Origin of the sequence: Nitrobacter sp. (assembly GCF_047149785.1) — a bacterium.
Taxonomy (GTDB): Bacteria; Pseudomonadota; Alphaproteobacteria; order Rhizobiales; family Xanthobacteraceae; genus Nitrobacter.
On record NZ_BAAGBE010000001.1, the window covers coordinates 1,071,283 to 1,086,896 of the forward strand.

Annotated in this window: 15 protein-coding genes; 12 read left to right on the forward strand and 3 right to left on the reverse strand. The window is 60.7% G+C overall.

Annotation, left to right across the window (positions count from 1 at the left end; translation table 11 throughout):
* Positions 1–30: 30 nt before the first annotated feature.
* From ACMDCM_RS04955 to ACMDCM_RS04985, 7 genes are all read left to right on the forward strand, one after another.
* On the forward strand, positions 31–771 hold the full coding sequence (locus ACMDCM_RS04955) for a hypothetical protein (RefSeq protein WP_412772528.1): 741 nt from the start codon (positions 31–33) through the stop codon (positions 769–771).
* Positions 772–837: 66 nt separating this feature from the next.
* The gene (locus ACMDCM_RS04960; protein ID WP_412772529.1) at positions 838–1,494 is read left to right on the forward strand and encodes a glutathione S-transferase family protein; all 657 of its coding nucleotides are present in this window, start codon (positions 838–840) and stop codon (positions 1,492–1,494) included.
* A gap of 241 nt (positions 1,495–1,735) precedes the next feature.
* Entirely contained in the window at positions 1,736–1,939 is a 204-nt protein-coding gene (locus ACMDCM_RS04965) for a hypothetical protein (protein ID WP_292611554.1), read from the forward strand.
* 212 nt (positions 1,940–2,151) lie between these two features.
* Positions 2,152–3,132 (forward strand): hypothetical protein, encoded by a 981-nt coding sequence (locus tag ACMDCM_RS04970; RefSeq protein ID WP_412772530.1) that lies wholly within the window; start codon positions 2,152–2,154, stop codon positions 3,130–3,132.
* Positions 3,133–3,159: 27 nt separating this feature from the next.
* Positions 3,160–3,597: a DUF1489 family protein gene (locus ACMDCM_RS04975; RefSeq protein WP_412772531.1), complete on the forward strand. Its 438-nt coding sequence runs from the start codon at positions 3,160–3,162 to the stop codon at positions 3,595–3,597.
* Between the two features lie 23 nt (positions 3,598–3,620).
* A complete protein-coding gene (locus ACMDCM_RS04980) occupies positions 3,621–3,881 on the forward strand; it encodes a hypothetical protein (protein WP_412772532.1) in 261 nt (86 codons plus the stop codon).
* A gap of 38 nt (positions 3,882–3,919) precedes the next feature.
* A complete protein-coding gene (locus ACMDCM_RS04985) occupies positions 3,920–4,645 on the forward strand; it encodes a hypothetical protein (protein ID WP_412772533.1) in 726 nt (241 codons plus the stop codon).
* A gap of 118 nt (positions 4,646–4,763) precedes the next feature.
* On the opposite strand, the gene panC is transcribed toward ACMDCM_RS04985, so the two are convergent.
* Entirely contained in the window at positions 4,764–5,615 is an 852-nt protein-coding gene (gene panC, locus ACMDCM_RS04990) for a pantoate--beta-alanine ligase (protein ID WP_412772534.1), read from the reverse strand.
* A gap of 224 nt (positions 5,616–5,839) precedes the next feature.
* Here panC and ACMDCM_RS04995 point away from each other — a divergent pair, with 224 nt between their 5' ends.
* Complete coding sequence (locus ACMDCM_RS04995) at positions 5,840–6,616, forward strand: vWA domain-containing protein (RefSeq protein WP_412772535.1); 777 nt, start codon at positions 5,840–5,842, stop codon at positions 6,614–6,616.
* A 96-nt stretch (positions 6,617–6,712) separates the two neighbouring features.
* Complete coding sequence (locus tag ACMDCM_RS05000; RefSeq protein WP_412772536.1) at positions 6,713–7,432, forward strand: DnaJ domain-containing protein; 720 nt, start codon at positions 6,713–6,715, stop codon at positions 7,430–7,432.
* A 389-nt stretch (positions 7,433–7,821) separates the two neighbouring features.
* On the opposite strand, the gene ACMDCM_RS05005 is transcribed toward ACMDCM_RS05000, so the two are convergent.
* Positions 7,822–9,585 carry a serine hydrolase gene (locus ACMDCM_RS05005; RefSeq protein ID WP_412772537.1) on the reverse strand — a complete coding sequence of 588 codons (1,764 nt, stop codon included), beginning with the start codon at positions 9,583–9,585 and terminating at the stop codon, positions 7,822–7,824.
* A gap of 371 nt (positions 9,586–9,956) precedes the next feature.
* On the opposite strand from ACMDCM_RS05005, the gene ACMDCM_RS05010 reads away from it, so the two are divergent.
* Entirely contained in the window at positions 9,957–10,295 is a 339-nt protein-coding gene (locus ACMDCM_RS05010; RefSeq protein WP_412772538.1) for a phasin family protein, read from the forward strand.
* A 69-nt stretch (positions 10,296–10,364) separates the two neighbouring features.
* On the opposite strand, the gene ACMDCM_RS05015 is transcribed toward ACMDCM_RS05010, so the two are convergent.
* Positions 10,365–12,230, reverse strand: a complete 1,866-nt coding sequence (locus ACMDCM_RS05015) for a TadE/TadG family type IV pilus assembly protein (protein ID WP_412772539.1) — start codon at positions 12,228–12,230, stop codon at positions 10,365–10,367.
* A gap of 356 nt (positions 12,231–12,586) precedes the next feature.
* Between ACMDCM_RS05015 and clpS the strand changes: the two genes are divergently transcribed.
* Together clpS and clpA are read left to right on the forward strand one after the other, a co-directional pair.
* On the forward strand, positions 12,587–12,919 hold the full coding sequence (gene clpS / locus ACMDCM_RS05020) for an ATP-dependent Clp protease adapter ClpS (RefSeq protein WP_412774671.1): 333 nt from the start codon (positions 12,587–12,589) through the stop codon (positions 12,917–12,919).
* 224 nt (positions 12,920–13,143) lie between these two features.
* Entirely contained in the window at positions 13,144–15,540 is a 2,397-nt protein-coding gene (gene clpA / locus ACMDCM_RS05025; RefSeq protein ID WP_412772540.1) for an ATP-dependent Clp protease ATP-binding subunit ClpA, read from the forward strand.
* Positions 15,541–15,614 lie beyond the last annotated feature (74 nt).

Here is a 15,614-nt window from a genome sequence, read left to right on the forward strand (position 1 = left end):
GTCGCTATGATGGCGGCGGGGATAGCGCGGATGAAGTCGCGGGTGTTCACACGTTCGGGCGCTGCGTCGCTTGCCGGTCATATGGCGCTGGCGGCCGGCCTGTTCTTTGCCGGGGCACATCCGTTCGACTACGTCTCGCCTGAACCGATTGCGGTCGATATCGTATCCTCAAAGGAGATGCCTTCCCCTGAGAAGCAGGCTCGTCCGGAACGGTCGCGAGCCTCATCGACGGACGCGATTGACAGTCGGGACGACCATCCGCAGGCAGATACAGCTATGATCCCGGCGCAATCCACGCCGTCACAGGCTTCGCAGGCGCCGGTCCGGCCATCGCCGGAGCCGCATCCGTCGCCATCATATAACGCGCCACAGCCCGATATCAGCGTCAAGTATGGAGTTCTGCTCGGTCTGCCGGCGAGCGGCATTGGTGAAGGCAGCGGCGCCGCTGAGGCCACCAGGGCAGACATTCCTGCAATGGACACTGCACAGTTCCGGCGTCATCTGAAGAACTGCTCGAAAATGCCGGCATCGGTCTCGCCCGGCGACAACATTCGCATCGTGCTGCGCGTGCCGTTCACAACCGATGGAAAAATCGCCGCACCGCCTGCCTTGATCGAAGCCAGCGCGTCGACGAAGGGGCCCGCCTTGATGAAAGGAGCGATCGAGGCGCTGGTAGCGTGTCAGCCTTATGCGATGCTGCCGCCGGACAAATATGACGAGTGGAAGGTCCTCGATCTCAGTTTCACGCCGCGCGATTTCGTGGGCGGATAATTCAGGACAGCCGGTGCTTTCGGCATCGGTTTTATGGCGTGAGCGAAGGCACGGGAGTGAATCGGAATGACGCTGACGCTCGTGATAGGAAACAAGAATTATTCCTCGTGGTCGATGCGGCCCTGGCTGGCGCTCAAGGCCGGCGGCATCGCATTCGAGGAGATGTTCGTTCCGCTCTACACCGGCAGGGCCGATAAACAGCGCATCCTCGATATAACTCCTGCCGGCAAGGTCCCGGCGCTGATCGACGGTGACGTGACGGTCTGGGATTCGTTGGCGATTATCGAATATCTCGCCGAACGGTTTCCGGAAGCGGGTCTGTGGCCGGCGGATCCCGCGAGCCGCGCACGCGCGCGATCCGTCTCGGCGGAAATGCATGCGGGCTTTGCCGCGCTGCGAAACGAGTGCGGGATGAATCTGCACCGGCCGATCGGTGCGAAGGCGTTGTCAGACAATGCGCGCGCCGACGTTGCCCGTATCCAGGAACTTTGGACGGATTGCCGTCAGCGGTTCGCGGAGGCCGGGCCGTTCCTGTTCGGAGCCTTCAGCGCGGCGGACGCCATGTATGGGCCGGTGGTCCACCGCTTCCGGACCTATGCGATCGCCGTGACGCCGCCGGTGCGGGCTTACATGGATGCGATGATGTCGTGTCCGGCATTTCGGCAATGGACGGATGAAGGGCTTGCGGAAACCCTCGTGATCGAGAGGTTGGAGGCCGGTTGAAGGCCGGAACAGGCATGATACCGCGCGGACTGGTTGGGGTGCCGGGGACGTATTCACAACCCTCACTCGTGAGTCCCGTTTCCGGCAACCCTATGAACGCTTACATCGTTGGAAAACCAGCAAAATCGGCGATTCCGTCATGTCGTTTATGGCTAGCCAAAGGTCTCGGCCGCATGCTATACACTGCAAAACTTTGATCGACGACCTCGCTGAACCGTGGGCGGATCGGTTGCGTTGTGTGATGGAGAAGGCGTTGAAGCATAAATTCCTCGTTGGAGAAACGGTCTATTTCACCGCGAGCAACGTGGCGCGGCCGGCTGCGAGCGGCACCTACGAGGTGATCCGTTTGCTTCCCACCGACGGCGACGACTGTCAGTACCGGATCAAGAATTCGGCCGAGGCTTTCGAGCGCGTCGCAAAGGAAAGTCAACTCGCCGCAGGCTAGAGTTCCCGGCGCGATTGAGCCGATGTTTCCCGGACCGAGACTTTCCTGACGAAGGCCCGTCCTGACGAAGGCCCGCCCTGAAAACCCTCCGAGATGGCCTTGATCGGACTGATTTTGCCGCATTCCCGGGGCAGTGAATAACCGGGGAATCTCATTGGCTTTCATCGATTGCGTTTTATGCTGTTCCCGCTCGGCATGAGGGACATTCGCGCATGAACTGGGATTGGACGTCGCCCGATCAATTCTGGCATTCGTCGACGTTCCCGTTTTGGCTGACGCTGGTCGTGGCCGGATTCTTCGCGATCCTGGTGTTGGTGACGCTGGTTCGCGCGGACAAGTCGGTTGCGAACGTCGTCCTGACCGTCATCACCTTGCTCGCGATCGGAGTGGCGGCTGCCGTCACCACTCGCGGCTTCAGCCCCGAGGGCCGTCAGGCGCTCGAGTCGAAAAACCTTTACGCGCCGGACAAGGTTGCCGCGATGCCGGCGTTGTCTTGCATCGATGACCTCGCAGGCGACGTCGTCGAAGCCGCCTGCGAGAAGGCGCTGTTCGGTACGCCCGATGCGGTGGCCGCCGCCGTCTCCTATACCGCTTCGGAAATCAGCCGAGTGAGGTCGTTCAACGGTGCGGCTGACGCCGGCAGCGTTGTCTCGGTGGAGTTGGCGGCGCTGCGGCGCGCGCTCGAGCGCGACCGCTACGGTCTGGTCGCCCACGTGCTGACGGTCCGCGATCACTGCCGGCCATCGGACTGTGCCGCCTTTCAATCGCTGACCGATCACAGCCATGTTGCGGCGAACATGGAGGAGGGGACTTACGAGAAGCTTGTAACGCGTTACGCGCCATCGTGGAGCGCACCTGCGGCGAGGGCGGACGCGGCGGAGCCCGAAACCCCGCCGCTGCCGGCGCTCGCATCGGAGCCGACGGGCAAGCCGACGACCGCCGATTTTCCGACGGCCGCTTCCATTCCGCCGGTCAGCATCATGACGCCCGAGCCGCCGACCGGCGCGGCGCCGCCGCCATCCCCGCCCACTCCGCCCTCAGCGACCGCGCAAGCAGTTCCAAAGCCCGGCCCGACTCGGGCCAGGAAGCATACGACGGCGCCCAGGGCGGCACCGAAGGCTGCGCCCAGGGCGCATGCGGAGGCGCCTGTCCGCCTGACGCCTGAACCGTCCGCGGCGAGCACGCAGGATTAGCTGACGTGTCTGAAAGCTCTCGCTGAAATGCACCTCAATCTCGTCAAGCTTGCTGTCGGTTGCGATTCCGTTAAGGAACTCAGGAGCTGGATCGCCGAGCGCATGAAGCTGGCAAAGCGAAAAGGGTTGCCGCGTCACCACATCCACATCACCCGGATGACGCCGAAGCGCAACGAGGAATTGCTCGAGGGAGGCTCGCTTTATTGGGTGATCAGGGGTGAAATTGCCGCCCGCGAGAAGCTGATCGGAATCGAGCCGTTCCGCGACCGCGACGGTATCGGCCGATGTCGCCTGATCATGCAGCCGAAGGTGGTTGCCGTCAGGCCGCGTCCGATGCGCCCGTTTCAGGGGTGGCGCTATCTGTCTGCCGCGGATGCGCCGCCCGATCTCGGCAGCAATGCGGCGAGCGTTGCCGCGATGCCGGAGCCGCTGCGGCGCGAGTTGCGTGATCTGGGGTTGCTGTAAGGGTAACGGGCGGAATCGTATTCTTGCAGGCCGTTGAAGAAGTCGGTAGCGGAGCGGAAAACGGCATCAACGAGCAGACTCAGCATCCGGATTCGATCAAGGAGGCCATCGCGGCGCTGAAAAAGCAGCATGCCGAAGTCGACGCCGATTATCGCAAGGATCTGATGGCCGATCTGTCGAAGGCTGGTCCGGAAGGGAGTCGTCGAACAAACCGAACTCCGCGCCATCCACGAACAGATGTTGTCGACAAAGGGGTATCCGCCGCAGATCGCGAGCATGCTTGAGCCTATCTGGAAGCCCTTTAAGCGCGAGCTCTCAATCAATGATTAAACGTGGCCTGTCGATCTTCGATCCGCCTAATGACCTGGTCGACGCCTCTGGAGTCACGCCCAAGCTGGGTGAAGGCGAACGTGTTCTCTGGATCGGCACGCCAGGATGGTTCAGCAGCTTTTTCTGTACAAATTCATGGGGTATGCCAGCGGTTCTCGTTGCGGCGTTCATCTTGTACCGCGGTCTCTATGTGCGAACTGCCGCGCAGTACGCCATTGATGGGCTTATAGCGTGGCGATGGGGGGTGGTCGGTTTCACAGTCTTTTTTGCTTTCATTATTAACTTTGTCGCGCTGTACATGGGCGGCGCCTTTGTCTACATCCTTACGACGAAGCGGATGATGGTAAAAGTAGATCGGACGAGATTGCTCGTCAGATTATTTCAATACTTCAAGAAAGTTTCCGATGCGGATGGCTTCGCCGCCTACGATTTGAGATATCTCAACGGCGCTCGTGTCTATGCCGGCCCCTTGGGCTATGGGAATGTGAGCGTCTCTTACAAAGTCGGCACCTTTGGAAGCCTCAGAGGCGACTTGGACACCTATAAATCCGAACCCGTTTTCCGCCGTGCGCGGCGGTACGTGAAAGTATACTTCCGTAGCGTGGTTTTCTTTCATCCGGCTGAGACCTTTTGCAATGTGTACTTCGGTATCAAGGATGTAGATCGGCTTGGCGATCTTCTGAATGATCAATGCGCGGCTCATCTGAGTAAACGATAACAAGGCGAACAGCGGGAGGCAGGACAATGGGAGAATATTCAGGACTTATCGCTGGGGGCGGAGGAGGCGAACGAATTGGAATCGGATCGGGAACGTTGTTCTCTTTTTCAATATCCTGCTAAACGCCGATATTGTCGATCAGCCGGGTCGTTCCGATTCTTGCTGCGACCAGGAGCCGGACCGGTCCGTCCTTGATCGAACGCACGGGAGCCAGCGTTTCGGCATGGCGCGCCTCGAAATAGTCCAGCACGAAGCCTGCGTCACCGATCGTTCTCGCACCATCGGCGATGACGGTTTCGAGACTTTCGCCGTTCCGTAAGCGTCTGGCGGCATCCTTCATGACGCGGTGGAGCGTCGGCGCGACGGCGCGCTGCCCGCTCGACAGATAGACGTTGCGCGACGACATCGCGAGCCCGTCGCGCTCGCGCACGATCGGCACTCCGACGACTTTGACGCCGAGATCGAGATCGGCGGCCATTCGTGTCACGACCTTGAGCTGCTGATAGTCCTTCTGACCGAACAGGGCGATATCCGGCCGGCACTGCGCGAACAGCTTGCCGACGACAGTCGCAACGCCGCCGAAGAAATGCGGCCGGAAACGATCTTCAAGACCTGCCGCCGCCGGTCCTTCGGTCAATATCCGGGTCGCGAAACCCGGCGGGTACATCGTGCCGACGCCCGGATTCCAGACCAGATCGACGCGCGCCTCCGCGAGTCTGGCCACGTCGGCCTTCCAGGTTCGTGGGTATGATCCGAAATCTTCATGCGGTGCGAATTGGGTTGGATTGACGAAAATGGAGACGATAACCTTCGACGCGCGCCGTTTTGCCTGATGCACCAGCGCCAGATGTCCGTCGTGAAGCGCCCCCATGGTCGGCACCAAGGCGACGGTAGCCCCGCGCGCCCGCAAACTCTCCAGGGCACGGCGCAGCGAGGGAAGGGTGCGGGCGACAGCGGGAGCGCGTGGCATTTCTGCTCGGTACGACTTTTTACCTTATATGTCATGCCCGTATGGCATATGTCTCCACAAGGACGAGAAGATTTCCCGCAAACTGGAACTGTCAACCCGGGTGAGAATTTTGCTGGAACTGACGCGTCGGCTTGGGGAACAAGGGACAACCGTTCTCTGGCTAAGGGCGTATTGAATCGTCGGTTGTTTGCGCCACATTGTGTCTTCAATCCTTGCGAGTTTCGATGTCCCGCGATCCGGTGCCGCCAAAATATCCCGCTGATCCGTCCGTCTTTCGGAGTGCGCCGTCCGACGGAAGCGCTCCGCTGCCCGACATCAAGCCGTCGAGCCAGTCCGATATTGCCGCGTTCGTCGCCAAGGCGCGCGCGATGTCGCCCCATGCCGCCGGCAGTCGTGGCCGGCTGGTGTTTGCGCTCGATGCGACGATGAGCCGGCAGCCGACGTGGGACATGGCCTGCGCTCTCCAGGCCGACATGTTTCGCGAAGCCGCCGGCATCGGCAGCCTCGATATTCGCCTTATCTACTACCGTGGGATCAACGAGTGCCGCTCCAGCGGCTGGATATCCGATAGCGCGAAGCTGGCAAGATTGATGGGCGCCATCGATTGCCGCAGCGGTGAAACTCAAATCGGCAAGGTTCTTTCGCACGCGCGCAGCGAAGCGGTCGCGTCGGGCATCAAGGTGGTCGTGTTCGTCGGTGATGCGATGGAGGAATCGGGCGACGAACTCTGCGCGACGGCCGGCCAATTGGGATTGCTGAAGGTTCCTGTATTTATGTTCCAGGAAGGACATGATGCGGCCGCGGAGAAGGCGTTTCGCGATATCGCGCGACTGACCGGCGGCGCGTGGTGCCGGTTCGATCCCGGCGCCGCCGCCCAGTTGCGTGAATTGCTCCGCGCGGCCGCAGCCTATGCCGCCGGCGGCAGGGAAGCCTTGCGGCGGATGTCGACGACAGCAGCCAGTGCGACCCAGCTTTTGGGGCAAATGAAATTGGCGCCATAATGCGATCGTTCTGGCTGGTGTCTGCGGCGTTCCGTTTGCGGTAACCGCTGCCAACAATCGCTTTCGTCGGCTGTGCCGACATACTATCTATCCGCCATGCCAACTCTGATCCTGGGCCTCCTTGCCTTTCTTTTCCTATATTTGCTGCTTCAATTGCTTCGGGCGGCAAACCCGGCCGTGCTTGCGCGAGCCATCAGGCTCGCGGGCGGCATCATCGCGCTCGCGGTGGCTGCTTTTGTCGGCATCAAGGGAGAGGTGGTGATCGCGCTGCCGCTCGGGATCTTCGGCGCCACGCTGCTGGGCTGGTCGCCGTCGCTCGCGTCGTTTTTCGGCAAGCTTTTCAGTGCGGGGACGCAGACCGCGGGGGGGCAGACGTCCCAGGTGCGCTCGCAGTTTCTCGACATGATCCTGGATCACGACAGCGGCCGGCTGGCGGGATGGATCGTTGCCGGACCCGATGCGGGCCGCTCGCTCGACGATTTCGACCTGCCGCGACTTGTCACGATGATGACGGGCTTCGATGCCGAGAGTTGCGCGCTACTTGAAAGTTATCTGGACCGCCGGTTTCCCGCCTGGCGTCGGAACGCGCAGGACGATCCGGCAGGGGGGCGGCGCCGCGCGCCTTCGAGCGGCAAAATGACGGACGAGGAGGCCTATCAGATCCTTGGCTTGCAGCCTGGGGCGGGCGGCGACGAGATCCGGCGTGCGCACCGAGGACTCATGAAGAAACTGCATCCCGACCAGGGGGGGTCGACGTACCTGGCGGCTCGTGTAAACGAGGCCAAGGATACTTTGCTTCGCACTCATCGCAGCTAACTCCAACGCCACCAAACGCTACACTGCGAGTTGCTTCTGCCCGTCTCCGCTCGACGCTCCGTTTCACCCGCCGTTGTCCGGCGTTATTGATGGTTGTTCTCGACTGTATCCGCCAATTCTTGACGAGTGGTTTGCGTGGCCTTGGTTTATCGGCTGCGCAGGTTACGCATGCTCAGGATTCGGACGCCGTCAAAATCAAATGGCCGGGGCAAGGCCCGGCCATTGAGCAGTTTTCGATCAGATCGGGCCACAGTGCTGATGCTGCGGGTTCTTTCCGCTTCTGATGGAATCAGAAGCGGGGTTCTATGATTTTTATTTGATGCGTTTTCTTGACGCGAACCGGTAGCCACTTCGCTTGAAAACGCTCTATGGCGACGCGGACGGCGCAGTCAGTTTTTGATCGTGATGCAGGGTAGGTCCGAACGCTTCAGGGTGCGGCACACGGCTTCGGCCTCATCGCGGTCGAGCCCTGCGAAGCGGGCACGGTACAGCTTCTTGTTGCCCTTGCCGACGGGCTCGGTGAAGGGATCGGCCTTGCCCAGCATGCCGCGGGCGCGGCCCCGGGCGGCGTCGAGACGCTCGCGTGCCTCGCTCTCGGTATCGAGCGCGCCGACCTGGATGATCCAGCCTGTATGCGTCGCCAGCGGTTTCACAGCGCCGTTGTGCTGAATGGCCCGCGGCTGAGCGCCAAGCGCGGAATCCGCGCGTGCCATCGCCTGAGCCGTCGAAGCGGGGAGGCTCGAGGCCGGCAGTACTCCCAGGATGCCCTGACCGGTGCCGAAGTTGGCCGGCTGCGGCGGCATGCTGGCCCGCGCCATGACAGAGCCGGATGTTTCCGGCGCTCCGTCGCGAACGGCCGCAGTGCCGCTTTCCGCCGGCACCGATGGCGCTGCTCCGGCCGAGGCCAGCCTGACCGATCCGGCCCTGACCTGTACCGTCTTCACCCGCACCGGCTTCATCGGTGCGGTAGAGCCGGGAATCGCGTCGATTGCCGGTGTTGCGATGACGCCGCTCGTCAGGGGGGCGGGCTCTTGCCTGGCCCGTTTCGGCGGCAGCGCGGCGGTCGAGGCCGCTATCAGCGAGCGGGTCAGACGAGCAGGGCGTTCGGGCGGCAGCGCGACCGGTTCGCGCGCAGTCGACGCGGCCTGAACGGCGCCGTCGACCTGCACCATGTCCCTGGGCCGCGAGCGCGCCTGATCTTCGGCCACCTTCGCGTTGGCGTCAGCCATATTGTTTTCTGTGATGGCGGCGACCGTTCGCCGTGTCGCAGCCTTGTCGAGGTTTTCGGCCAGCAGGGTGCGCATGGTCGCGTCGCGCGCACCGCTGCTGCGACCGCCCATGACCACGCCGACCAGATGGCGATTGCCGCGCCTCAGATTGGTGACAAGGTTGAAGCCGGAGGATCGGATGTACCCGGTCTTGATGCCGTCGACGCCGTCGACGCTGCCGAGCAGATGGTTGTGACCGCGAACGATGTGGCCGCGGAACATGAACGAGGTCGTCGCGAAGTAGCGATAATAGCGGGGGAAGCGGTCCTGCAGCGCTCGGCCGAGCGTTGCCTGGTCGCGCGCGGTGGTGACCTGATCGTCGTCGGGAAGACCGGAGGCGTTGCGATACACCGTTCGGGTCATGCCGAGCGCGCGCGCCTTCCGCGTCATCATCCTGGCGAAATCATCTTCGTCGCCGCCGATCGCCTCGGCGATCACGACCGCCGCATCGTTCGCGGATTTCGTCACCAGTCCCTTGATGGCGTCTTCGACGCGGATGGTCTGACCCGGCCGCAAACCGAGCTTCGTCGGATCCTGTGCCGCCGCGTGCGCTGAGACCGGCATTTCGGTATCGAGACTTATCTTGCCGGCATCCAGTCGCTCGAACAGCAGATAGAGCGTCATCATCTTGGTGAGCGATGCCGGGTGGCGAAGACTGTCGGGATTGGTGGCGGAAAGCGTCGCGCCGGAATTGGCGTCCACCACGATCGAGGCGAACGGCGGATTGTAGCTGTAACGCGCTTCATGGTGATGGTGATGACGATGGTGGTGACGGGCACGGCGCGCATCGGCGGGGTTGGTCGTCAAAACAACGGCGGCGATAGCTGCCAGTCCAAACACGCCTGCTCGCAGCATGCGCGAGGAAGCCAAGGTTGTGCGAAGCATGAACGTCCCCGTCCGATTTCGACTTTAGTCACCGGTTCGTGAGGCAAAATTGTGCCCGACCGTCTGATCCGAACGTTCTGCGCGAAACGATCTCTTGGCGAGGTGGCAGCTCAGGTTGCCGTTCTGGCTAAGAGCTTGGTCTCACGGTGCTTTTTCGACACTTTCACCGGAGCGCTCAGGATATGGGAATCAGCCTAGGGGGGCCGGGTTTCCAAAAGGTTAAGCAACTCTTGATGACGCCTGCTGGATTTATGTCGAATCGTCGTTTGTGCGCCGCACAAAATATTTGCATTCGATTGTGCAGTGCACTATATTTTTTTTGAAGAAGCCGGATGCTCCGGCTCGTCATGCCATCGGGAGAGAATTCCATCATGTTGAAGATTGAAGACGTCCAGCAGCACGGAAAAGAGCAGCTCAACGCCGCGGTCGCGGCGGCCGGCAGCTTTCAGAAGGGAGTTCAGGCGATCGCCCTGGCGTTCGGCGACTACACGCGGAAGTCGTTTGAAGACGGCAACGCATTCACCGAGAAGCTTGCAGGAGTGAAATCGCTCGAGAAGGCCATCGAGGTCCAGACCGAATACGCCAAGAGGACCTACGAGACGTTCGTCACGGAGTCGCTGAAGATCGGCGAACTCTACGCCGATCTCGCCAGGCAGACCTATAAGCCGTTCGAGGATTTCGCCGCGAAGTTCGTTCCGGCCGCCCGCTGATATCGCAACGATATTCTTAAATAAAAAGCCCGGCGCGAGCCGGGCTTTTTTTGGATCGTGGCGTAGGCGTTACTTCGCGATGCGGAGCTGCGAGATTTGCGTAAGAATGTTCTGGAACGCGTCCGCTGTCTGGGTAGCCGACGTGATCATTTGGAAGTTTCCGTCGCTGGCGCAGTCCTGCAACACCTGAGACGTCGGATCTTTGCTGTTGATGTTGACTTGAATCGTGAAGATTTTGACACCGCTGTTCTTGACGTTCTGGCACAGCAATTCCTGCCGCGCGTCAATATCCGTATCGGTATTTGATCCATCTCCGCCAAAGCGGTTCTGTGTGTTCAAGCCGTCGGACAGCAGCACGACGTAATCTTGATAGATGTGGTTCGTATCTTTCGCCGGCGCAGCGATAGGTCCATTGGTGGTGCTGAGGGATTGCCATCCCCAGGCAAGACCAATCGCCTGATTTGTACTGCCGTTCGGACTCATGGAGCCGATCTGGGATTTGATGCTGCTCCAATCGTTACTCATGGAGATGACAGTACCCGGCGGACAATTCGACGACTGCTCAGCGTAAAACAAGCTGGAGGGAGTCGATGTATCGCCTGCTATCGGTGCCATGTTCGAGATGTCATTTGGCTGATCGCGGTCTTCGATGCAGCCGTTCCACCCACCATTCGCGACGGAATCGGTATATTTGGGAGCAGCGGCGGCGGTAGCCGAAGTGCCGTCGCCACGCCAAAGATGCGAATAGGTCGTCGGCGTGCTGCAAACCCTGTTGCTGCCGTGCCCCGAGCACGAGCAGTTGCTGGTCGACCCACAGCTTGCACCCGAGCCGGTGGCGATGGTTTGTCCCGGCGTCGTAACTGTCGTGTAGCAGCCATTGTAGTAATGGCCGTTTTTGTAAGATATTTTATTACCGCTATCTACGCTGGGGCAAATGTAACCCGCATAGGTTCCGGTCTGGGGGATCGTAGTGGTGAACTTCGCCCCGCTTACCGTCGCAGGGCGGTCCATGCAATGGAAGCCATAAGCGGCGTCGTTGTTTTTGCTTGGAAACGGACAGGTTGATCCGGCGACGGTTGTGTTCCAATTGCTGGGATAACCGTTCTGCGTGAGGACGGTCGGCTCCGCAAGCCAGTCGGACCAGTTTATCCAGTTTGCGTCGGAATTGCTCGCGTCGAGGTTCACGTCCTTGGAGAACGGAACGAGGGAAATGTAAACGTCACCAGTGGTTTTGGCGAACGCGGACAGTGAGTCCACCATATCTTGCGCTGCCGTGATTAGTGCGGACATCTTGCCGTTCTGGGCCATCGATCCGGTGTTGTCGAGGACCAGTGCGACGCGCATGCGAGAATTGCCCCACGTGGATGTGGAGCTTGTGCCGAAATTAAGCTGCGGAAAACCGACCACCTTCATGAAGTCGGTGTTGATGGTGCCTTGGCCTGTAGCGACGATGGTCGGGGCTGTCGATGACGTGCTCGGCGTATAGGTGGCGTTTACCGTGACGCCGAGTGCGTCGGCGTCATGATAAAGCGCCGAAAAATATCGCTGCACGGCGTCCGTGATCTGCTCCGACGTCATGGCCGGGTTGGCCGCGGCGTCCTTTGAAACCATCAGCACTGCCGAATCCATCGCTGCCTGCATCGAGGAGCGCGCCGCATTGGCCCGGGTGTAATCGACTGCCGCGCCGACGAAGCCAAGCATCGGCAGCAGGGCGACTGCAAAAATTGGTGCGATATTACCTCGTAGATCTCCACTGAAACAGCGGATCGAATTGCAGATCCTTGTGCGAATTGAGGTACCAGACATGGCCGTCACCGATTCGTTGGTTTCAGCCGGCATTTCGAGCCGCGGGGCTAAACGGGTGGTAAAGCTGTCCTGAGAAAGCAGGTAAATAGCCGCATAAATTGCGAATAGGGGCCCAAAGTTCGCCGACATCGTCAACGGAGCTTAACAGGCCATAAGGGTTATTCTGCCAGTCCGGAAGGACCAGGTTAACCATTGGCTCCGGACCGTCCTCGGCGAACCGTTCTTGGGCGGCGATCTACGATCTTGCGATCGGTCGAATCCGGACCCATACTTAGGTCTTCCGGACCAACCGACGGCCTGCCGTAAGAGGAGTGGTCGCGATCTTGTCCGGATGGATAGGATTGCCTGGTGAACGGCCCGGTCGTTGCCGTTCATGCGGCGGAGATGAAATATCGAACGCCTGAGCCATGTTGAAGCTGCCTGCCACTCAGACATCCGGAACGTCCGTTCTGCCTGCGGCGGATATCGTGTTTCTCGCATCGCGAATGAGTGACGACGAAGGGCGCACCGATAGTCGGGGCGATCCGGCCGGTTCGGTCATCACCAAGGTCAAACCGAAGACCAAACGTCCCAATCTCTACCGCGTGCTGATATTGAACGACGATTACACGCCGATGGAGTTCGTCGTTCACGTCCTCGAGAAATTTTTTCAGAAGGATGTGGAGGCCGCCACTCAGATCATGCTGCACGTCCACCATCACGGCATAGGCGAATGCGGCGTGTTCACCTATGAGATCGCCGAGACCAAGGTGACGCAGGTGATGGATTTTGCGCGCAAGCACCAGCATCCGCTGCAATGCGTGATGGAAAAAAAATAGCCGCTGGTTCGACAAGATCGAAGCGGTCTCGCGGAGTTACCCGCCCGCGCGAATCCGTCCATGGTTCATGGCAGGTCTCCGGGATTCGGAACACGCGTGATGTGATTCTGCGTTGAACCGGCTCTTCCCCCCGGATGGTGTATTACTATATTATTGACGAAGGTTGTTGTTGCCTGACGGGGCGATGGCGATCATGATGGCCAAGAGACCCCAGAGGACGCGGAATGCCAACTTTTTCTCAAAGCCTGGAACAATCCCTGCATCGGGCGCTCGCGATCGCCAATGAGCGGCATCATCAATATGCGACGCTCGAGCACCTTTTGTTATCGCTGGTCGACGATTCGGATGCCGCCGCGGTGATGCGCGCCTGCAGCGTCGATCTCGACAAGCTGCGAACCAGCCTGGTGAACTATCTCGAAACCGAATTTGAAAATTTGGTGGCGGCGGACGCCACTGACGACGCCAAGCCGACGGCCGGTTTCCAGCGCGTGATCCAGCGTGCCGTGATCCATGTCCAGTCGTCCGGCCGCGAGGAGGTGACAGGCGCCAATGTCCTGATCGCGATCTTTGCGGAGCGCGAGAGCCATGCGGCCTATTTCCTGCAGGAGCAGGACATGACGCGCTACGACGCGGTGAATTACATCAGCCATGGCATTGCCAAACGCCCCGGCGTCTCGGAAGCGCGTCCGGTGCGCGGCGTCGACGAGGAAACCGAGTCGAAGGGCGGCGACGAGGCCAAGAAGAAGGGCGACGCGCTCGAAACCTATTGCGTCAACCTGAACAAGAAGGCGCGTGACGGCAAGATCGATCCGGTGATCGGGCGGAACGCCGAGATCAACAGAGCGATCCAGGTGCTGTGCCGCCGGCAGAAGAACAATCCGCTTTTTGTCGGCGATGCCGGCGTCGGCAAGACCGCGATCGCCGAAGGGCTCGCGAAGCGCATCGTCGACAGCGAAGTCCCCGAAGTGCTGGCGGCCTCAACCGTGTTCTCGCTCGACATGGGAACGCTGCTGGCCGGTACGCGCTATCGGGGCGATTTCGAGGAGCGGTTGAAGCAGGTGCTCAAGGAACTCGAAGCGCACCCGAATGCGATCCTGTTCATCGATGAGATCCACACGGTGATCGGCGCCGGCGCGACGTCCGGCGGTGCGATGGACGCGTCCAACCTGCTCAAGCCGGCGCTGGCGTCGGGAACCATCCGCTGCATGGGCTCCACCACATACAAAGAGTATCGGCAGCATTTCGAGAAGGATCGCGCGCTGGTGCGCCGGTTCCAGAAGATCGACGTCAACGAGCCGTCTATCGAGGATGCCATCGCTATCCTGAAGGGGCTGAAGCCGTACTTCGAGGACTATCACAAGCTGAAGTACACCAACGACGCGATCGAGGCGGCTGTGCAATTGTCGTCGCGCTATATTCACGATCGCAAGTTGCCCGACAAGGCGATCGACGTGATCGACGAGTCCGGCGCGGCGCAGATGCTGGTGACCGAGAACAAGCGCAAGAAGACCATCGGCATCAAGGAAATCGAGACCACGATCGCGGCCATGGCCCGGATTCCGCCCAAGAGCATGTCCAAGGACGATGCCGAGGTTCTCAAGCATCTCGAGCAGACGCTCAAGCGTGTCGTGTTCGGGCAGGATCGCGCGATCGAGGCCTTGACGGCATCGATCAAGCTGGCGCGCGCCGGCCTGCGCGAACCGGAGAAGCCGATCGGCTCCTACCTGTTCTCCGGCCCGACCGGCGTCGGCAAGACCGAGGTCGCAAAACAGCTTGCGGAGGCGCTTGGCGTCGAGCTGCTGCGCTTCGATATGTCCGAATACATGGAACGGCACACCGTTTCGCGTTTGATCGGCGCGCCTCCCGGCTATGTCGGTTTCGATCAGGGCGGCCTGCTGACCGATGGCGTCGATCAGCATCCGCATTCCGTGGTGCTGCTCGACGAAATCGAGAAGGCGCACCCGGATGTCTACAACGTGCTGTTGCAGATCATGGATCACGGCCGGCTTACCGATCATCACGGCAAGCAGGTCAACTTCCGCAACGTGATCCTGATCATGACCACCAATGCCGGCGCTTCGGACATGGCCAAGGCGGCGTTCGGCTTCACGCGCAACAAGCGGGAAGGGGACGATCGGGAGGCCATCAACCGCCAGTTCTCGCCTGAGTTCCGTAACCGGCTCGATGCCACCGTCTCGTTCGGCCATCTCAGCACCGAGGTGATCGGCATGGTGGTCGAGAAGTTCGTGCTTCAGCTCGAAGCCCAGCTTGCGGATCGCTTCGTGACGATCGAGCTCTCTGAGCCGGCCAAGACCTGGCTGGTTCAGAACGGCTATGACGAGCAGATGGGCGCCCGGCCGATGGCGCGTGTGATCCAGGAACACATCAAGAAGCCCCTGGCGGACGAGGTGCTGTTCGGCAAGCTCAAGGGCGGCGGACATGTCCGCGTCGTTGTGGTCAAGGACGAAGCCGTCGCGGGTCTCGATCTCGAGAAGATCGGTTTCGAGTTCCTCGATGGACCGGTTACACCCAAGCCCGAGAAGCTTCCGGGTGCGCGCAAGCGGCCTCCGCCGCGCAAGCCGAAGTCCGGCGGCATCTCGAAGGAGCCGCTCAAGGTCTGAGGGGAACCGCAAAAAGATCGAACGGCCGGCACTTGCAGCGCCGGCCGTTCTGTTTTGTGGACGCCGTCTGTTGA